The 19,560-nt window shown below is 39.9% G+C and carries 16 protein-coding genes; 11 read left to right on the top strand and 5 right to left on the bottom strand.

Translation table 11 applies throughout. The features are described 5' to 3' along the window. Positions 1 to 221: 221 nt before the first annotated feature. Complete coding sequence (locus tag DUT71_RS14480) at positions 222 to 1,115, bottom strand: helix-turn-helix domain-containing protein (RefSeq protein ID WP_113663267.1); 894 nt, start codon at positions 1,113 to 1,115, stop codon at positions 222 to 224. A gap of 134 nt (positions 1,116 to 1,249) precedes the next feature. Between DUT71_RS14480 and DUT71_RS14475 the strand changes: the two genes are divergently transcribed. From DUT71_RS14475 to DUT71_RS14425, 10 genes are all read left to right on the top strand, one after another. Further along, positions 1,250 to 2,299, top strand: coding sequence for an efflux RND transporter periplasmic adaptor subunit (locus DUT71_RS14475; RefSeq protein ID WP_113663266.1), 1,050 nt, complete (start codon positions 1,250 to 1,252; stop codon positions 2,297 to 2,299). Between the two features lie 9 nt (positions 2,300 to 2,308). Next, on the top strand, positions 2,309 to 5,407 hold the full coding sequence (locus DUT71_RS14470) for an efflux RND transporter permease subunit (RefSeq protein WP_113663265.1): 3,099 nt from the start codon (positions 2,309 to 2,311) through the stop codon (positions 5,405 to 5,407). Beyond that, positions 5,404 to 6,177 (top strand): patatin-like phospholipase family protein, encoded by a 774-nt coding sequence (locus DUT71_RS14465; RefSeq protein ID WP_113663264.1) that lies wholly within the window; start codon positions 5,404 to 5,406, stop codon positions 6,175 to 6,177. The genes DUT71_RS14470 and DUT71_RS14465 overlap by 4 nt, the downstream gene beginning before the upstream one ends. A 2-nt stretch (positions 6,178 to 6,179) precedes the next feature. Next, positions 6,180 to 7,526 carry a TolC family protein gene (locus DUT71_RS14460; RefSeq protein WP_113663263.1) on the top strand — a complete coding sequence of 449 codons (1,347 nt, stop codon included), beginning with the start codon at positions 6,180 to 6,182 and terminating at the stop codon, positions 7,524 to 7,526. 2 nt (positions 7,527 to 7,528) lie between these two features. Next, positions 7,529 to 8,080 (top strand): DUF4833 domain-containing protein, encoded by a 552-nt coding sequence (locus DUT71_RS14455; protein ID WP_113663262.1) that lies wholly within the window; start codon positions 7,529 to 7,531, stop codon positions 8,078 to 8,080. A gap of 11 nt (positions 8,081 to 8,091) precedes the next feature. Then, on the top strand, positions 8,092 to 8,712 hold the full coding sequence (locus DUT71_RS14450) for a hypothetical protein (protein WP_113663261.1): 621 nt from the start codon (positions 8,092 to 8,094) through the stop codon (positions 8,710 to 8,712). A gap of 93 nt (positions 8,713 to 8,805) precedes the next feature. After that, on the top strand, positions 8,806 to 9,912 hold the full coding sequence (locus DUT71_RS14445) for an adenylate/guanylate cyclase domain-containing protein (RefSeq protein WP_113663260.1): 1,107 nt from the start codon (positions 8,806 to 8,808) through the stop codon (positions 9,910 to 9,912). 12 nt (positions 9,913 to 9,924) lie between these two features. Further along, the gene (locus DUT71_RS14440; protein WP_113663259.1) at positions 9,925 to 10,380 is read left to right on the top strand and encodes a hypothetical protein; all 456 of its coding nucleotides are present in this window, start codon (positions 9,925 to 9,927) and stop codon (positions 10,378 to 10,380) included. Between the two features lie 1,294 nt (positions 10,381 to 11,674). After that, positions 11,675 to 12,895, top strand: a complete 1,221-nt coding sequence (locus tag DUT71_RS14430; RefSeq protein WP_113663257.1) for a site-specific integrase — start codon at positions 11,675 to 11,677, stop codon at positions 12,893 to 12,895. Between the two features lie 180 nt (positions 12,896 to 13,075). Beyond that, positions 13,076 to 15,139, top strand: coding sequence for an ATP-dependent nuclease (locus tag DUT71_RS14425; protein WP_113663256.1), 2,064 nt, complete (start codon positions 13,076 to 13,078; stop codon positions 15,137 to 15,139). Positions 15,140 to 15,435: 296 nt separating this feature from the next. On the opposite strand, the gene DUT71_RS14420 is transcribed toward DUT71_RS14425, so the two are convergent. Genes DUT71_RS14420 through DUT71_RS14405 form a run of 4 tightly spaced genes read right to left on the bottom strand, consistent with a single transcriptional unit; the run spans position 15,436 to position 18,958 of the window. Beyond that, the gene (locus DUT71_RS14420; protein ID WP_162796059.1) at positions 15,436 to 15,780 is read right to left on the bottom strand and encodes a hypothetical protein; all 345 of its coding nucleotides are present in this window, start codon (positions 15,778 to 15,780) and stop codon (positions 15,436 to 15,438) included. Positions 15,781 to 15,805: 25 nt separating this feature from the next. Then, positions 15,806 to 16,603, bottom strand: coding sequence for a hypothetical protein (locus DUT71_RS14415; RefSeq protein ID WP_113663254.1), 798 nt, complete (start codon positions 16,601 to 16,603; stop codon positions 15,806 to 15,808). Between the two features lies 1 nt (position 16,604). Continuing rightward, a complete protein-coding gene (locus DUT71_RS14410; protein ID WP_113663253.1) occupies positions 16,605 to 18,269 on the bottom strand; it encodes a HEPN domain-containing protein in 1,665 nt (554 codons plus the stop codon). Positions 18,270 to 18,274: 5 nt separating this feature from the next. Continuing rightward, positions 18,275 to 18,958 carry a hypothetical protein gene (locus DUT71_RS14405; protein ID WP_113663252.1) on the bottom strand — a complete coding sequence of 228 codons (684 nt, stop codon included), beginning with the start codon at positions 18,956 to 18,958 and terminating at the stop codon, positions 18,275 to 18,277. Between the two features lie 125 nt (positions 18,959 to 19,083). Here DUT71_RS14405 and DUT71_RS14400 point away from each other — a divergent pair, with 125 nt between their 5' ends. After that, positions 19,084 to 19,470, top strand: a complete 387-nt coding sequence (locus tag DUT71_RS14400) for a helix-turn-helix domain-containing protein (protein ID WP_097128435.1) — start codon at positions 19,084 to 19,086, stop codon at positions 19,468 to 19,470. The last annotated feature ends 90 nt before the right edge of the window (positions 19,471 to 19,560 follow it).

Here is a 19,560-nt window from a genome sequence, read left to right as displayed (position 1 = left end):
GTAATTACTTATTAATGACGGTATATTTGTTTGTGTTGCTTAATTTATCGAAATTATCAAAACGATTCCTGTACTTTCAAGGTAACGTAACCCTGTTGTCTATCATTCGATGATGCTACTTCAAAAGTACCAAATCCAGCGTGTTCTAAATGTTCCAAACAGCTCCATAAACGTTCAATAATTCGCTTTCATTCTGTTGTAGGCGATCATACGGTTATAACTTACTTTTCTCTGTACTGCAACGGCGTGATTCCAACTCTTCTCTTGAAATAGGTCCCAAAGAAAGAAGAATTAGCAAATTCCAGTTCAAATGAAATTTGCGCCACAGTCATATCCGAGCTTTTGAGCAATGCCTTTGCCGCCATAATAACCATTTCGTCTATCCACTCAAGGACGGGCTTGCCGCTTATATCTTTGACAACTTTGGCGAAATATTTCGGTGTCAGGTACAACTTATCAGCATAGAACTTAACACTGCGCTCGATTTTGTAATGTTCAAAAAGCAAGGCCATAAACTTCATGTGAATATCCTCTTTTCTATTCTGGCCTTTAGCGGTGCTACTGGTTATACTGGTAGCGTACAATTGCAATATTTGGTAGATTAACGCATACAGAAAATTTTTGATCACATCTTCCCTGTAAGCAATATGCTTTTGATACTGCTTTACAATAAGTTTGTGCACGGCCAGCAAATCCCCGAAGGTTTCATCGGTCAGGTACAGGCAGGTTTGTTTTTCAACCGCCTTAGCTATATAGCCCAATTGGGTAGACAGCTTGATATTAGAAATAAAATCGAACGTAAAAAACAGGAACTCTATTTTCAGGTCGTCACTCTGTTCCAATATTTGTACAATACTGTTCGGGACAGCAATAAGCATCGTATTTTGATACACATCGTGTTCCGTAAGGTTTATTTTAACCTTTGCCTTTCCTTTTACACAAAACACAAAAGCAATTCCGTCCAGAATATGCGGATGGTCTAAATCAAACGAATGCTCCCGAAAGGTGTTCGGGCTTTTGGAAACGATAAAATCGTTAGTTTCCGCAATAACATTTACGTGTAGCTGTCTGGCAAAGTGTGCTATGGAAATTTTGACAAAATCTTCTTTTTTCATTTTCAATTTCTCTTAATAATCAATACAAATATACAAAAAGCGACCTTTTGAACATTATCGAAGAATAATCGGTTTTACGCGGGGCACTCCTCGTCCATAACTTTGACGCAGTAAACATTAAATAACAAAGAGATATGAACAAAACAGCGTTTCCCCTGGCAAAGCACGTCGGCATTTTATCCTGCATGCTCATCCTTTTTTCCTGCTCTTCCAAAGAAGAAAAAACCGAAGCCAAAACCGTCCTGGTAGGTGTACAACAAATTCAGTCTGACAACAATGCATACCAACAGGAATACATCGGAACCGTTGAAAGTGAAAATGCGGTAGACGTGAGCTTTTTGGGAGTTGGAATGATCGAACAGCTTTATGCAAACGAAGGGCAGAAAGTTTCTAAAGGACAGCTTTTAGGGCGGTTAAACACAGCATCATTGAAAAATGCGCACGAATCGACATTGGCCACACTGAAACAAGCAGAAGATGCCTACAAAAGAATGTCGGCAATGTACGAAAGCAAGAGCTTACCGGAAATCAAGTTTATTGAGATAAAAACACAGGTGGAACAGGCAAAGGCAAACGAAGCCATTGCCCGTAAAAATTTGCAGGACGGTAACCTCTACTCGCCACAATCGGGCGTAGTAGGCAGACGTTATCTGGAACCCGGAGCCAATGTGATGCCCGGAACACCAGTTTATAATATTATGGATGTTAAAAGCGTAAAAGTTAAAGCCGCCATACCCGAAGGCGAGATATCCGCTATCCATACCGGAACCAAATGCCAGGTTAAAATCTCTGCGCTAAATGATGAAAGTTTTGAAGGGCAGGTTATTGAAAAAAGCGTTGCCGCAAATCCAGTTTCACATACCTACGATATTAAGATAAAAATCAACAATACCACAGGGAAAATTCTGCCCGGCATGGTATGCCGTACCTATTTGGGTAATTCAGGCAGTTCCGATAAAGCGAATATCATTGTTCCGATAAAAGCAGTAATGGTAGACTATTCCGGCAAACGCTTCGTATGGCTGAAAGACAGACAGAACAAGGCGGTATACAAAGAAGTAACGCTGGGAAGTCTTGCAGAAAACGGTGTACAAATCACAAGCGGTTTGCAGGAAGGCGACGAACTGATCACCGCTGGGTATCAGAATATCAGCAACGGAACATTGGTAACTGTAAAAAAATAATCCCGACAAATGGAAAACAAGAAAGAACATACCGGACTCATAGCACTTGCTATGAAGTATAATAAAATTGTGCTGTTACTGATTACCACACTGGTAATTTTCGGGGTTTTTGCATTATTTAAGATGCCCAAACAGGAGTTCCCTTTATTTACCATCCGTCAGGGCGTGGTAGTGGGTGTCTATCCGGGAGCTACTTCGGCAGAGGTGGAAGAGCAATTGACCAAACCGCTTGAAAAATTCCTGTTTACTTACAAAGAAGTAAAGAAATCCAAAACCTATTCACAGTCGCGTGACGGTATTGTGTATGTGTTTGTAGAATTGAACGACGAAGTGCAAAACAAGGATGAAGTCTGGTCGAAAATCAAACACGGATTGTCAACCTTTAAGGCGCAATTGCCATCGGGAGTACTGGCTTTGATAGCCAATGACGATTTCGGAGACACTTCGGCACTTTTGATTGCATTGGAATCTGATACCAAAACCTACCGCCAGCTGAAAGACTATGTAGAAGTGTTGGAAAACAAACTCCGCACAGTTGAATCAGTATCAAATCTGCGCCGTTACGGTGTACAAAACGAGCAGTTAAGCATTTATATCGATAAGGAAAAAATAGCAAGCTACGGTATCAACATTTACAGCCTATATCAAACGCTGCTAACTAAAGGAATGATTGGACCATCGGGCAAGATTGATAATAACGAAATGGTCGTGCCCATTCACATTACCCGTCCTTTTGCCTCCGAACGCGATTTGGAAGAACAAATCGTTTATTCTGACCCGCAGGGCAACCATATCCGCCTGAAAGATGTAGCAAAGGTAGCCCGTGAGTATCCGGAAGCTACGAACTATACTGTCAGCAACGGGAAAAAATGTCTTATCCTTTCCACCGAAATGCGGGAGGGCTATAATATTGTACAATACGGAAAGGAGGTGGAAGCGATAATGAAGGATTTTGAAAAGAACTTACCAGACGATGTGAAAATATTCCGCATTGCCGATCAGCCACAGGTAGTAGATGCCTCAATCAACACCTTTTTGGAAGAGTTGGCGATCGCCATTGCCGCGGTAGTTTTGGTGGTAATGCTTTTACTACCCATACGTGTGGCCGGCGTTGCCGCTTCCACCATTCCCATTTCAATTTTTATATCGTTGGGATTGATGTACGCTTTCGGACTAGAACTGAACACAGTTACGTTGGCAGCATTGGTGGTAGTTCTGGGTATGATCGTGGATAATTCTATTGTAATTGTGGACAGTTACCTTGAAAAATTAGACGAGGGAATCCCACGCAAGGATGCCGCCATAGAAAGCGCACAGGAATATTTCAAAGCCATATTTTCGGCCACGCTGGCTATCGGCATTACCTTCTTTCCGTTTCTGGTCACTTTTACGGGCATGTTTTATGACTTCTTACGTTCTTTCCCCTGGACAACACTTATCACGCTGGGTGTTTCGCTGGCCGTTGCCGTTCTGTTTGTACCTTACCTGCAATACATCATTATTACCAAAGGTCTGCATTCGGAAAATGTAAAAAAGAACAAATCTTTCCTTGACTATGTGCAGTCGTCATACGATAAAATTTTGGGAAAGGTGTTTCAGTTTCCCAAAACCACATTTGCCATTGGTATATTATCAGTAGTTATAGGGATTGCTCTATTCCTGCAAACGCCATTAAAATTAATGCCTGTCGCCGAACGTAACCAGTTTGCAGTAGAAATCTTCCTGCCACAGGCAAGCGCTTTGGAACAAACCGAAAGAGTGGCAAATGATATGGGGCAAATCCTTGACAAAGACCCGCGTGTCAAATCCATTACCACTTTTATGGGAACAGGTTCACCCCGTTTTCAGACTACTTATGCTCCGAAAATCGGTGGTTCAAATTTTGCCCAGTTTATTGTCAATACCGAATCGAGCAAAGCAACAGTGGAAATCCTCGATGAATATGCAACGAAATATGCACATCATTATCCCAATGCTTTTGTGAAATTCAAACAGTTGGATTACCAGGCAGGGGTCGATTCGGATATAGAAGTTCGCCTGAGTGGCGATAATATCGCCGATTTGAAGGAATCGGCCGAAAAAATCCAATCGGAAGTGAAAAAACTAGACGAGCCGATACGGGTTTATACCAATTATGAAGAAATCCTGCCCGATATTCAGGTGGCATTAAATCCCGTAGAAGCCAATAGATTGGGCATCAGTGAAGGTGTTTTAGGCATAGGTCTAGCTTCACGTTTTGGAGGCTTACCCATTACTACGATATGGGAAAACGATTACCAGATACCTGTAGTGCTCAAATCGAAATGGGAACATAAGGATGCTGAAGCAGGCGACGTGGAAAACGAATACATTTCGGGCTTGTTTACGCCTGCCGTTCCGCTCAGACAGATTGCCAAAGTAACCACAGGATGGCAGGAAGGGCAAATTGTCCGCCGAAACGGCGTACGTACCTTATCGGTATACATTGATATGAAACGAGGTAATCGCCCTGAATCTGTTCAGACCAAAGTTGAAACTATCGTTGATAAATTCTCAGAGCAAATAAAAGCCAAAAATATTACGGTTTCTTATGGTGGATTAAAAGAAAACACAGCGGAAATGTTGCCAAAAATCGTAGGCGGGCTGATGATTTCCATCGCCATTATCTTTTTCATTTTGGTATTCCATTTCAAAAAAGTGGGTTTGGCCTCGTTGGTATTTGCATCAACTACATTTAGTTTTTTGGGTGCTGCAGTCGGATTGAAGATTATGGATATGGAATTTAGTATGACTTCTGTATTGGGCGTAGTCAGTTTGATTGGCATCATTGTAAGAAATGGTATTATTATGTACGACTATATCGAAGAACTGCGGCACAAGCACAATATGCCGGTTTTGGAAGCCTGTATAGAAGCAGGGAAGCGTAGAATGCGTCCGATATTGCTTACTTCTCTGGCAGCTTCGATGGGCGTTATTCCGATGATTATCAGTAAAAGCCCGCTCTGGGCACCGATGGGAACGGTCATCTGTTTCGGAACGCTCATATCTATGGTTTTTATCCTTACGATGCTTCCATTGATTTATTGGATGGCATATAAAAATGAAGACAATAAAATTGCAGCAGTATGATTTTGAACGATAAGATAGGCGTCACACTTTCAGGTGGCGGTTTCAGGGGCGTGGCCCATCTTGGCATATTACAATATATGCGGGAGCTGGGTATAGAACCTGATGCCGTTTCCGGGGCAAGTGCCGGGGCATTAATCGGGGCGTTTATAGCAGCAGGTTATTCGCCGGAAGAAATTTTTTATTTTGCCAAAAAGGAACAGTTTTTCAACTATTCGGGCATATTAAAAGGAGGAGGATTGAGTACGGACAGTTTTGAAAAAATTATCCGCACCTATATTCCGCACGATAGCTTTCAAGGTTTGAAAATACCACTTTATGTATCAGTTACCGACCTCACGAATGCGCAATCCCTGATTTTTAGTCAGGGTAGTTTGTCTTTTGCGGTTAAAGCTTCCTGCTGCTTCCCCTTGGTATTTCAGCCGGTGCTGTATGGCGAAGATACTTATCTGTGCGACGGTGGTTTGCTCAATAATTTCCCTGTGCAGCAAATAAGGGCTACCTGTAATAAAACCATCGGCATCAATGTTAATCCGCTCAATAAACATCAGGGAAAATTCAGTTACACAGGGATAGTGACCAGGATTATCCGCATTGCCACATCCGGTATTACAGCAGATGGAAGAGCTGATTGCGATGTGTACATACAACCCGATGAAGTAAATGGCTACAGCACGTTTGATGGAAGAAAGATTGATGAATTATATCAATTGGGATACGCCCATGCCCAAAGATTTGAAAAAGAGTTTTTAAAACTTAAAGAAATTAAGTAAGAATGAAAAAGGTAATCATAACAGCATTTATACTGGGTTTTTCGGTTAGCGGATACGCCCAAACATATCTCACACTAAAACAAAGCAAATCGCTGGCTTTGCAGAACAACAGCAAGGTAAAAAACAGCGCACTGGAAGTAAGTGCCGCTCAGGAAATGAAGAAAGAGGCATACACCAATTACTTTCCGAAAGTGAGTGCCACGGCAATGGGAATGCAGGCGCTTGACCCGCTTCTGGAAATGAAAATGCAGGGTGGCAATCTGCCCGTTTACGACGGAAACCCTGCCAACCTTGGCAGCGCTACGCAATTTGCCTATATGCCCGATGTGAACATCGGTTTGTTTAACCAGATGGCATTGGGTTATGTCAATATTTTACAGCCAGTTTATGCGGGCGGCAAAATCAAAACTGCCAATAAACTTACCAACCTGAATATTGAAGTGAGGCAAAAACTCCAAAAATTGTCTGAGAACGATGTCCTGCTCAAAACAGAGCAACAATACTGGCAGGTCATAACCATTCAGGAAAAACAGAAAACACTGGATAACTATATTAAATTTTTAGACACGCTCTACAATCAGGCTAATACGGCCTACAAAAACGGGGTTATCATTAAAAATGATGTGCTCAAAGTAAGTATTAAGCAAAGCGAACTGCGGGTCAACAAAACCCAGTTGGAAAACGGAAAGAAATTATCCCTGATGCAGTTATGCCAAACGATAGGAATGGAGTACAGTCCGGAAATAATCCTTAATGATAACCTCGATGACCTTTCCTTTCCCCAGACCTATTTTGTTTCCAATAGCGAGGTATTGCCCAACCGTGCCGAATACCAGCTTTTGGAAAAAGCGGTAACGGCATCAAAGATGGAAACACAAATGAAAAGAGGTGATTATTTGCCAACCTTCGGCGTAGGTGCGAGTGGTTATTACCTCAACCAGCTTGAAAGTAACCAAAAGGGCATTTTTAATGGAATGGCTTATGCTTCATTGTCCATCCCTATTTCGGACTGGTGGGGCGGCAAGCACAAGCTGAACGAATTGAGGTTTAAGGAAAAAATGGCTCAAAACACACTGAACGACAATAAGGGATTGCTAAACCTACAAATGGAAAAAGCGTGGACAGACCTGACGGAAGCCGATAAAAAAGTACACTTGATTGAAGAAACCTTGACCCAAACCATTGAAAACCTAAAAGTAAACCAGGACAGCTACAAAAACGGTTTAATCCAGCTTTCGGATTTGCTGGAAGCACGGGCTCTGAGAGCAGAAACCGAGGATAAACTCATTGAAGCAAAAAGCCAGTACAAAACAGCGATAACGAATTACTTACTTGTAACAGGAAGATAGCAATGAAATTCATCATACTACTTACACTTTCGGCCATCGTCTACCACATTGGTTATGCTCAGGAAAATTACCCAGTTCCTGAGCGGTCAGACAGTCGCCTTTTTTATATACAGCACAGTGATAACCATAACACTTATGTATATGATGCTCATATAATAAACAAAAACATATCAGATAAGAATCCTGTTGAGGTGTACCGGATTTTGTACGAAGAAAAGGGACAGAAACTACCGCTTACTAAAATTCAGCAAAAACTGGCATACGGAATCGATTTTAAAAGAAAGGATATGAATTCTTTTGAATTGAATTTGGTATCGTTCAAGAAGCTTAAATTTTCTCTTGCATTAGAACAGCAGAAGCCAGTTGTCTATACGACTGTAAACAACCGGGAAATGTATTTGGATAAAATATTCATTCATATTAAAGAAGGGAAAGGATTAAATGTTAAACCAGATTATGTCATTTTAACAGGCAGGGACTACGCTACTAAAAAAGCTGTTGAAGAGAGATATTATCTATCAAATCAATTAGCGCATCGTAATAATCACAAATAAATTTTAAAACAATGGAAAATTCAAAAGAAAACCAGAAACCAGTTTTGGTAAAAATCGCCAATCAGTTACTTAAAGACCAACAGGAACTGGATTCGTTAGCAGTACAATTATCGCTTGGTAAAGCCGAAGCAAAAGATAAATTTAATGAGGCGAAATTAGAGTTTAAGAAAAAATTGCAGAATTTAAAAATCACGCTTTCGGCTGAATATGAAGATAGCAAAGAATGGGTTAAGGACATTAACGCAACAATAGATGAATTCGAAAAAAACTTTGAGGAAAGTGCCGAAGAAGTTTTTGAGAAAAGTAAAGCAAATATCCTGAAGGCAGCAGAAATTGTAAAAAAGAAAATAACGGATAATCCGGCATCTGTAAAAGTGTCACTTCTATTCACAGCCTATTACGAAAAACTGAGATTGCAATTGGATGTTTTGGAACACAAAGCACAGGATAAAAAGATAGAATTGACCGATACTTATAAGGACAGTATTAGCGAAGCGGAAAAAACAACTCAAGCCATCATTAACAAATTGAATAACCAGAAAGAAGAAGCTGAGGTAAGGGTAGAAATATTCAAAGAAGAACTGGATCTGGTTTATCAGCATCTGAAAAAAGCAGTCAGTGCCTTTAAGTAGCAATAGATAGTTTGTATTCAGTGCAAAAGTTATTCTGGAAACAATGAGTGGCTTTTGCACTGCTTTTAAGATACGGGGGTAAAAATATGATTGATGGAAAAGATACGGGCTAAAAATTGGAGCTACAACAAGAAAATTTACAATTTAAAAGAATTGTTGCTGATTATGTTCCTGTGGATCGGAGCGGCTTTATTATATGTCTTCATAAAGATAAACGAGCTGTCTGAAACGCAACTCACAGAGGTATATCAATTGCAACATTGGGTGTCCGGTGTTCGGATTTATGTGATTGCGTTTCTGATGTCCTGGCTGATTAGCATCCCAATAGGCATTATGCACCTGTTTGCTTATCCCGCCATCACAAGGAGAAGTTTCGGTTTTATATTAGCCATCAGATTGTTGAATTTATTACTGCTGATAGGGTTTGCATTATTTTTTTACTATTTTTTTATTTTTGATGGCAATATTCACTCTTTTAATTTCTCCCTGATAATATCTGCAAGTGTATACGCACTATTGACAGAAAGTTTCATCACCATCATTCTGCTGTTAAAAAGGAATCTGGGCGTAGGCTTCTTCTCAGATTTTTTTACAAGCAATTACCTGGATCCAAGTAAAGAAGAACGGGTTTTCCTGTTTCTTGATATGATAGATTCTACGCCGTTAGTACAACATTTAGGCTCCTATGAGTTCAGTAACTTAATGCAGGATTGCTTTGCAGACCTTTCGGATGCAGTACTGGAATACAATGGTACAATATACCAGTTTGTAGGCGATGAAGCGGTAATAATCTGGAAAACAAAAGACGGTTTCAGGTTTAGCAACAGCCTTGATTTTTATTATGCTTATCTACGGATACTGGAATCGAGAAAGGATTATTATATCCAAAAGTATGGCATTTTGCCCAAGTTTCGTGCTGCCGTTAATAGTGGTAAAGTAACCATTGCCTTAGTTGGGGATATTAAAAGAGAAATAGCCTATTACGGAAGCGTGTTGAATATCTGCTCCCGGATTCAGAAATTATCGCATAGCGACCAAAACCAAATTATCGTATCTGAGAGTTTTTTTGAGCAAGTACAATATAGCAAAAGCTATTCATTTTATGCCTTAACCGGTTTGGAACTAAAGGGCATTCCCGATATTAAAACAGCATATGTAGTACAACCTGCTGGTTTCAGCAACCCTTTGGTATTACAATAAAAAATTAAAAAGATGGAAAAACTGATCATTATCATCTTTTACTCTGAGGAGACTGCCATAGAAGCATCAAGGGCGATCGAACAATTAGCCCTAAACAAGGACATTGCCATTGCGGAATTGTACATACTTAGTAAAAATGAGCAGGGCAACGTTACGGTGAGAGACGCCAAGAATCAAGAAATATTCCATTCTGAAATAAATAATAGCCTTGCCGGTAATGTCATCAGTATATTGGGTGATCCTTTGAATGCCCTGGCCGGTCTGACCACAGGCACATCTACCAAAGGGATAAGCAACCTGCTTGGTTACAATAAAACGTCCAAAATGCTAAAAAAAGCATCCAGGATTATTACAGCAGGGAAAATAGCTATCGTTGCCCATATTGATGAATACTGGGAAATCCCCCTGAATATGGCACTAGAACCATTTGATGTAAATATCACAAGATTGAATATCAACGACAAGTAAATTCACTACGAGTCAATGATAATGAAATCCAACAAAAGGAAACAGCCACTATATCTTACTTTAAGGTGAGTTGGAGTAGAGAAGTCAATACTCTGCTCTAGATCCTTGGGCTACCCTGTTAATCAAAAGCAGCTGAGAAGATAAGTCTTTAGAGGTAGTCAGCCTGCTTCGTGCTAACATTATCATTCGAAATCCTTATAGTTTTGTTGACTTGTAGAGGTTGGACCCCGTGTGCGAACAAGGATGGAAAGCAACATTGCTTACGCCTATGATTTTAGCGCACTAGGTTGGATAATATTGAACCTTTGGCGCTGCATTTTGGAATTCCTAATTATTGGTAGGGTCTAATATAGAATTTCAATATTAAGAAATCTAATGCCTGTTTTAGGATGGCTGACTTATATCTACGTGAATTAATATGAAATCAATTTAACATAGTTGTCAATTACTTAAATGTAGATTGTTTTTAATGCAATATTCTCCACTATCATAAGATAGGAAATAAATTCTCTTCCTAACCGTTCTTAAAAAATACTAATGTACTAATCTGTAACAGAAATGAAGAAACTAGACAACCCGTCAAATGATCAAATTTTACAGCAACTACTCAAAATAAACGTGGAAATGATTGAAAGATAAATGCAATGAGCAGAGAATTTAAACGTCAAGGAAATTTTCCGACTCATAAACGAAATTTACAAGCTTCATTTTCCAAAAGATGAATTAGAAAGGGATATCAATTTGAGAGATAGATTTCTGGCCGAAATCATATTTGGTATTCCAAGAGAGAGGAAAAAAATCTTTTCTATAAAATCCTTCATAATAGCCTAAGTGAGCTTTAATTATTAATATTATATTAAAATTTTTTAACAAAGAAATAATCACTATCTTCAATTGCAAATCAAATTGTTCTTTCAAATCTAGTCAAATCATATCAGAATAACCGGTGCCCAATATGGTGCCCATATTGAAATGATGATTATATAAATTTCACAACTTGCTCATTTATTGCCAATTGGATTAATAAGTCATTATCCCAGCGGGATCACAGAAATGACTAACAAAACGTATAAAACCCTGCAATCGCACGATTAGCAGGGTTTTTGCTTTTAGGACTTTACCAAAACTTACACGAATTCTCATAAAAAAAGTTCGTCATTCGGTGAGTCGCAACAAAAGCCTTTACGACTCACCGAATAAGTCATATCCACTTACTGTACAGGCTGTTACAATCTATACATCTTGTGCGTTTTAGTCCGCAATGCTAAATTTGTTAACCTTTAATCGTTAGATTATGAAAACTAATTTTAGCCTACTTTTCTTCGTGAAAAGACAAAAGAACTATTCAGGGGGCGAAGTACCAATCTACCTTCGTATTACGGTAAATGGCAAACGGGCGGAAATTGCCACGGGAAGATCATGCGAGCCAGACCGTTGGCATTCCAAATCAGGAAGGGCAATCGGCACAAAAGAAAAATATAGGTTGTTCAATACCTGTCTAGACCAACTGCAAAATCAGGCCTATGATGCGTACCTCAAGGTGGTACAGTCTGGCAATGAGATAACTGCTCAATCAATAAGGGATATGATGATGGGCAGAGAAACGATTTCTGCCACGCTCGTACAGGCGGTAGCAGAGCATAACGAAAGAATGGAAGTCTTGGTAGGAAAAGATTACGTAAGGGGAACGCTCAACAGATACAAAGTGCTCAAAAAACACTTGGAAACCTTTATTCTTTTACAGTATAAAACTAACGATATAGAAGTTGGAAAGGTAGACGTTGCTTTCTTCAATAATTTCGATTATTACCTGAGGTCTAGATCATGCGCCAACAACTACACCGTAAAGATGATCAAGAACCTTGGCAAGATCATCAATATCTGCTGCGAAAACGGAACTGCGGAAAGTAACCCGATTGCTTTCTACAAAGGGCGCACAAAAACTGTAGACAGAAACTTTCTTTCACAGGAGGAAATCCAGATCATACTACAGAAGCGGTTTGTTTCTGCAAGATTGGATGCTATCAGGGACGTTTTCCTTTTCTGCTGCTTTACTGGTCTTGCCTATGCCGATGTGCAGAAGCTAAAAATAACTGATATACAAAAGGGTATCGATGGCGAGCTTTGGATCATCAAAAATCGTCAGAAGACCAATGTGAGGGCATCCATCCCGTTACTTTCAAACGCAGTTGAGCTAATCAATAAATACGAAGGCCATCCCATATGTGGCAATCTTGGAACCGTGTTTCCCGTTCCGAGCAATCAAAAGATGAACGAATACCTAAAAGAGATAGCTGAGCTGTGCGGTATCGAAAAGAAACTGACCTCACACATCGCCCGCCATACCTTTGCAACTACCGTAACATTATTGAACGGTGTTCCCATTGAAAGCGTATCAAAGATGCTCGGGCATACGAATATCAGGACTACACAGCACTACGCAAAGATATTGGACATGAAACTCAGCGAGGATATGGCAAACCTCAAGGTCAGGTTAGCTGAACAATTTGTATAGGTATTAAGGATACTTGTGAATAAGATTAGGTTTTTCTTATTTCAATTTTAAGAGTCAATTTAGATAGCGGCAGTAAACTTTGGATTGTTGCCGCTATCTTCTTAATTCGTAGTAAACCAACTCTAAATAACGTAAGGGATTCGTAAATAATCTATCTTAAAAATTATATAATTTAGATGAATGTACATCTCAAAGCTCTTTCTTAAAAATTTCAGAAGTTTTAAAGAATCAACAATTGAATTTTCAAAAGGAAAAAACGTCATTGTTGGTAAAAACAATTGTGGTAAGTCCAATATAGTGAAAGCATTAGATATGCTAATTGGTGAGAAATTCCCGACCTATTTGAATATTACGGAAAATGATTTTTATTGTCATGAAGAACCAAATCCCGATACCGGTGAGATACAGGATGTTGTCGAGGACAATTTCTATATCGAAGTAACTATAGAAGAGAGAGATATAAACAAAGACCTAATAGCTACTATCATAAAGAATATTGCTTTTTCAAAAGTCGACAACATATCGTCAATTTATTCTTATGACGGTTACCAAATCAAAGTGAACTATAATTTATTACAGAATTTAGATGTTATAGCTGAGAATCCCGCAATTGTCGCCAATGAACGCAATCACAAAACTACATGGATGAAGGGTGATGCATTGATTTCCTTTATTGAGCAGAGCACAGTCATAAAGATTTTTTTCACTAAATCGTTAAGGACAGAAGATGCATCGGGATATGGTCTAATACTTAAAAACAATAATGAGTATTGGTTGTCTCATTTTGTGCCGAAAAAGCTACGTGATGCCTTAATAACCTCAACGGTTATAAATTCCCTTAGAAGCCCCAAAGAAGATTTGAGGGTTGTTAACTATACATGGTTTGGAAAACTAATATCAAAAATTTGGAATGATAATAAAAATACTGAACTAGTTACTAATAAGGGTAGTTATATTGAATTGATTTTAGGTCATTCAGAAGAAATTAAGATGCAGGTTGACAAACTTTTCTTTGATAACACAGAAGAAATTAGAAAAGTCATAAGCCAAGCAATTGCTCATCAAAAAGTTTCGTTTAAATTATACAATGATAACCCATCAGATATCTACAAAAATGTTCAAATTTTTATAAATGATGGTATTGATAGAGCTATTACAGAAAAAGGCACAGGTATTCAAAGTGCAGTTATAATTGCATTATTTTCACTTTATTGCAATAAGTTCCACGCCACCAGTTCTCTTTTAATCACCGAAGAACCTGAAGTTTTTTTACACCCACAGGCAAGGCGAATAATTTCAGCAGAGTTAAATAACTACTTAAATGACAAAACTCAAAGGCAGCTAATAATTAGTACTCATTCGATAGAGTTTTTGAAAGGTGTTGACCCATCGAATATTATACGGGTTTTTAAATCCTCCGAAAATAATTACTCACAAGTTTCTCAAATAAAGAGAAGTGAGGATTTAGGCATATCACAGGAAATAAAAAGATTTCTTTGGAGCAATAACACAGAGATATTTTTCTCTGACATGGTAATACTAGTTGAAGGAGGAGAAAACTATTTGCTACCATCGGCGATTGATAAATTAAAGAAAACTAAACAATATCTAGATTATAAAAATATATCTGTTGCTCGAGTAAATGGAAAGGGTAATTTTTTAAGCTATATAAAGATGTTGAACGCTTTTAAAATCAAATGGATTTTAATTGGTGATCTGGACTGCTACAAAGATGTTCTTCAAAAAATACTCTCATTTCTAAATCTGCCAGAACTAACTTCAGAACTGGAAAAGATAAAGGGATTGATTAATGTCGATAAAATTGATCCCATAGCTTTAAAAGAAAGATTAAAGGGCGTGCAATCAAATCTTGATGCTCAACAGTTACTGAACATCTTCGAGAAATTCCAGAACGGTACTATCGAGAAAACAGATGATGAGCTCGCATCTTTGATTACGTATATGCAAGAAAGATATATTAAAAGTGATTTAAAACAAGAACTATTAACCAAAGTGGGAGAAAACCGCTTTAACAAATTTCAAAAAGAGCTCAATACACATAATATTTTTATCTGGTCGAACGGAGATTTGGAAAAATACTATACTAAAGCTGCAAAAGCGAAGAAGGGAAGTAAGGACATTATCGCATTAGAATTATCGTATGCAATAGCAGATGATGGTTGTCAATTGACTGATTATATACAACCTTTAGATGAATGGCAAGAGATTAGCGATAAAATTTAATTGCTACTCGCTATTCTAAGTGGACCCCACATCCCTATACAATAAACGGGACTATTATATAATAGTCCCGTCAAACAATCAAAAAATTAAAGCCTGCACCACTCAGTCCATTAAAAATTTCTTACGATAATCTAATATACGATTAAATCATTAAATATCAGCAAAATACCGTTGGTGTTCCCACTGCAATTACAACCTCCAAGCGAATTTCCCACCGTAGATGCCAAAAGCGGGAACTGGTGCGGGCAAGCGCGTGGGCGTTCCGCAGGCCGAAAATGAGCGTGGGGAGATATCAATTAGACATCATCGGCCAGACCATCCAAAAGATATTTGGAGCGGTATGCCAGTGTTGCCTTGTGCCATTCGGCCATGAGGTTTCTCGCTTCTGTTTCCGTCAGCTCAACCTCTTCTTCGTTGGCAGAAGGCTTCTGAGAAACGATATTGTGCAATTTTTCCATATAGGGTTCGTGTAAGGCAAGTCTCTCCTCGCTAAAATCAATAGTGTCCAAATGCTCCAACATGATCAGTGTCGACCAAGTTTCCTTTCCGTTCTGGCCACTGTAATAACGTGGAAGTGATATCTCATCCAGTATCTTTTGTATGAATTCCTGCGGTCTGATCTCGAATATTTCACATATCATGATGAAGTCTTCGGGCAGTTCAAGCTTAATTGGTGTTTCCATAATGATCTCCTTTCTCTTTTAGTATATTGTAGTAATGCGATAAAAAGAACTCCCGATAGCATTCGGTTCTTTTCTTTAGGTCTCGGACAATAAAGTGCCTTGCGTTTAGCTTTTGTAATTCGGTAATGTACAAATCGATTGCCTCGGTCAAGGGTATGATCTTCGATTGCTCATCCCTGTTCCTGCTGATATAATCAAAGACGAAAAGTTGGGGCATACTCTCGAACTGTCTCTTCAATGCGACCTGCGCCCTAAATTCCGCAAGGGAGATACACGACATAAAATACTGTAGATAGCTGAGGCCATCCACCGCATATAGTTCGCAGATGATCCTAAAGTCCTTTCCGAAGACCAGACAAGCCCCATCTTCCAAAAACAGCCGGTCGGGGCTGCTCTGATAATCCTTCCTATAACCATAGAGCTTTTCCACAAGCGCTATACTACGCTGATGCCTCTGCTGCTCACTACCAACATTACTTGTTCCAAGTGCTACCAACTGCCGCAATACCTTTAGGGCGGGCAGGCTGAATGCCGTATTGATAGCTCCCATTTCGGCCGACTTGCCGTTACCGTTTTCGGTTGGTAGCTGTTCAAGGTTCAGGTCGGTTATGAAACTGGTAGCCTCGCTGTAGCCGTCAAGCGGGCCTCCTCCTAAAAAACAGTAGACTGAAACATGGTCAATAAAACTCTGTAGTACCCCACTTATTTCTAGGTTCAGCAGCGTGCAGGCAACCCTGAACTCTAATGGTATTTCAATAGGGACTTCTTTTCCTTTTTTCATATCATTCGGGATTTTCAGCGGTAACTAAACTATTCTTTGAAAACAGATTTGCATCTCCAACAAACGCTTCAGTTTTTCTGTAAAGCCCCCACGCATCACTCCAGTCATCGATCTCATCTATGCCATATCTTGCGTTAGACTGCCCATCTGAGAGCCTGCGGTACATACTTTTATCATTATTCAATCCCCTCGGAAAATACAACCTTGCCTGAGGCCAGAACATCCCACAGATATTCAGCAGATGACCTACACGGCACAAATTCGGTTTATACCCAAGATACTTTAAGATAAGCCCGAGGCAGGCCTGTTCCACCGCTTGGGACATCAGGGAAATTGAAAGCACCATGTGTCCCTCGTCTATCATCTCGCCCGAGCACCTTAAAAATTCCTCAGCCCTTGTATTCCTGTTCAGCGTGCTGCGATCCAGCTTTTCTGCGCTGTATCTCCGTGCATCTGTTGCGATCATATTCGGAGGGGTTTTGCTGCCCAGCAACAATTTTCCAGATTTGGCTATCGCATGGAAAAAACTACTTCCCCTTTGTACAGCCTTAGAGAATTCATTCTGTCCATGTATCAACAACAATACCGATACGCCCTCGCCACATCTATGGGTAATATGCTGTTGAATGTTCAGTCCATAGGGATAGGCCACTTCACTGATGACCAATAGGTCATAGTGCACACCGCTTCGTGCAATACTCGCGCTGCTATCAAAGATGCCATCTTGCTTATCGCTATCTGTGCGCATCCCAAGCTGATAGACCGCCTGCGGCTCAAGATAATGTGTGATGATCTCCAATATGCCTGTAATTTCCTCCCCACAGGTTTGTTGTTCTGTAAACTCCGATAATTGCAAAGGTATTTTAGTATCGCTTGGTATATATGTAGCAATGCTATCCGCCTTGGCAAGTAGAATTTCCATCTCTGCTTCTACAGCATTACGGAATTCCTCCGCTAATAGATACACCGCCTTTATATCTATTCCCTCGGCAGAAAATCCGCTCTCGTACCTTACAGCCGAATAGGCCTTGTCCAACTGTTCAAGCAATCCACGGTCGAATAGGCCATCTTTGGGTATGATCCTGATCTCAGGCATCATGGAGCGCAGGAACTTTAGATGCTGGCTAATGTTGTGCGTTCGTTTCTCCCGTCCACACATACCGATCTCCAAAGCCCTACAGCTCAATTCGCATACCTGATGCAACATAAAGAGTGCTACAGCGGTATCGGCATTTTCCATAAAGAACTTTGCTCCATTATCGAACGAAGCTATGCGTGACATTGCAGCCCTAAAATTTGCCTCGGCCTCGACAGACCATTTTTTGATCATTTCTTTTGTAAAGGTTGGCATTTCATCAGCTCCGCTAGCCTCATATAAAAGATTGGAAACATCGCAACAGACCAGATGGTAGATACTGCCCTCCCTCTGCAGTTTTCTGATTTCGCTCCTGTCATAGATCTCAAAGGTCAATTTATCATTCTGTTTTATCGCCATCCTAACGAAAGGCTCGAGTTCTCCTATTTTGATGCCGTCTGGAGATAGTGCCACAATTATCAGGTGGAAACAATTTTTACCACCGTATAGAAATTCCATTCCGTAGATGCGCTCTACAGCTATCGCATCAGCAATGTGCCCTGCGATAATAATCTTTTGTTCCTTTTCCATAATTCCTATTTTTCTATCTTTTCGTATGTGATTTTTCTTCCCTCGTTAGCCTTATTGGGCAACAGCTTTGGATAGCTGCGCCTTGAGGCCATCTCCCCGAGAACCTTCATGACGTGGCGGGGCATTACGTCCTGATCGGCCAACAGACAGCAATGCTGATAGATCTCGATCGGTGTCTTAGGGCTAGACCAATTATCGTTCAGCTCGGCATCGAGGATTTCTCTTACCGCTTCCAATTTTTGCTCTTCGCTATTTGGAAACTCTATATAACTTGGATTTTGTTCAAAGAGCTTGAAGGCCAATCTTTCAGTTCCAATACTATCCATCACGTATAGCGCATGCTCTATAATCTTCTTGTGCTTAGTTCGAACCATGTGGCAGGGAAAGTAGCCTCCCTTGAGGTCTGAACTGAAAATTATAAGACCTGCAAAGGATTGTTCTCCCAGACCAGCGACCATCCCCAAGAGTATGCCCGCTGTCATCCTCTTTCGGGCGAGCTTTTCTAACCTCCCAATAATGTCGCTGCCCATTCCCATAAGGAATGATGTTTCCTCTGAGAGATATCCCTTTGAAATCCTGAGCAGCATCATACTGTATAGGATGTTAATGTCAGGTCGGGACAAATCGGCCGTGTAGTGGCCTGTACGGATCACTTTTCCGCCGAGTAGGATGTCGTCTTGATTTTCCATTGTCTTTAGGTTTAGGTTATAATCCTAAAGTTCCGCAGGCCATTTACCGTATCCTACCAATTATATTGGTAACTTACCACAGAACCGTAGTTCTGTACTATTTCAGAATTTATTATATTTGCTTTATGGAAACGCCTACAAAATCTAACAAAGTGCATCTCGGCAGAAAGATCAGCCGCATCAGGGAAATACGTGGTATCAAGCAGGATCATCTTGCCATCGAACTAGGCGTAAGCCAGCAGACCATATCGAAGATTGAGCAAAGCGAAGATGTGGAAGACGCAATGTTAGATAAAATTGCGGGTGTGCTTGGTGTTAGTGCAGAGGCAATTAAAAATTTCAGTGAAGAAGTGCTTATCTTCCATATTCAAAATATGCACGATAATGCTTCTGCTTATCAGTATAACTATCAATGTCATTATAATCCGCTTGATAAAGTTGTTGAGCTGTACGAAAGACTGCTTGCTAGTGAGCGAGAGAAAATAGAATTATTGAAAAAAGGAAATCAATAAACTAACAGTTTAGACAAAATGAAAAGAGACAGCTTATACTGTGTATTTCGGAAATACTATCCATCCCTGTACGTTCCAAACTGTTCAGTA

It is taken from the genome of Pedobacter nanyangensis, from assembly GCF_003313505.1.
Lineage (GTDB): Bacteria > Bacteroidota > Bacteroidia > Sphingobacteriales > Sphingobacteriaceae > Pedobacter > Pedobacter nanyangensis.
The sequence above is the reverse complement of the archived record's forward strand: the minus strand, read 5'-3'. Positions and strand labels throughout refer to the sequence as shown.

Excerpts from the sequence above, each read along its gene's own strand:
- DUT71_RS14430 (WP_113663257.1), top strand. The coding sequence starts at position 11,675 with ATGAAAACTAATTTTAGCCTACTTTTCTTCGTGAAAAGACAAAAGAAC.
- DUT71_RS14440 (WP_113663259.1), top strand. The coding sequence starts at position 9,925 with ATGGAAAAACTGATCATTATCATCTTTTACTCTGAGGAGACTGCCATA.
- DUT71_RS14470 (WP_113663265.1), top strand. The coding sequence starts at position 2,309 with ATGGAAAACAAGAAAGAACATACCGGACTCATAGCACTTGCTATGAAG.
- DUT71_RS14415 (WP_113663254.1), bottom strand. The coding sequence starts at position 16,603 with ATGAAAAAAGGAAAAGAAGTCCCTATTGAAATACCATTAGAGTTCAGG.
- DUT71_RS14460 (WP_113663263.1), top strand. The coding sequence starts at position 6,180 with ATGAAAAAGGTAATCATAACAGCATTTATACTGGGTTTTTCGGTTAGC.
- DUT71_RS14400 (WP_097128435.1), top strand. The coding sequence starts at position 19,084 with ATGGAAACGCCTACAAAATCTAACAAAGTGCATCTCGGCAGAAAGATC.
- DUT71_RS14420 (WP_162796059.1), bottom strand. The coding sequence starts at position 15,780 with ATGATATGTGAAATATTCGAGATCAGACCGCAGGAATTCATACAAAAG.
- DUT71_RS14465 (WP_113663264.1), top strand. The coding sequence starts at position 5,404 with ATGATTTTGAACGATAAGATAGGCGTCACACTTTCAGGTGGCGGTTTC.
- DUT71_RS14425 (WP_113663256.1), top strand. The coding sequence starts at position 13,076 with ATGTACATCTCAAAGCTCTTTCTTAAAAATTTCAGAAGTTTTAAAGAA.
- DUT71_RS14405 (WP_113663252.1), bottom strand. The coding sequence starts at position 18,958 with ATGGAAAATCAAGACGACATCCTACTCGGCGGAAAAGTGATCCGTACA.
- DUT71_RS14450 (WP_113663261.1), top strand. The coding sequence starts at position 8,092 with ATGGAAAATTCAAAAGAAAACCAGAAACCAGTTTTGGTAAAAATCGCC.
- DUT71_RS14445 (WP_113663260.1), top strand. The coding sequence starts at position 8,806 with ATGGAAAAGATACGGGCTAAAAATTGGAGCTACAACAAGAAAATTTAC.
- DUT71_RS14480 (WP_113663267.1), bottom strand. The coding sequence starts at position 1,115 with ATGAAAAAAGAAGATTTTGTCAAAATTTCCATAGCACACTTTGCCAGA.
- DUT71_RS14455 (WP_113663262.1), top strand. The coding sequence starts at position 7,529 with ATGAAATTCATCATACTACTTACACTTTCGGCCATCGTCTACCACATT.
- DUT71_RS14475 (WP_113663266.1), top strand. The coding sequence starts at position 1,250 with ATGAACAAAACAGCGTTTCCCCTGGCAAAGCACGTCGGCATTTTATCC.
- DUT71_RS14410 (WP_113663253.1), bottom strand. The coding sequence starts at position 18,269 with ATGGAAAAGGAACAAAAGATTATTATCGCAGGGCACATTGCTGATGCG.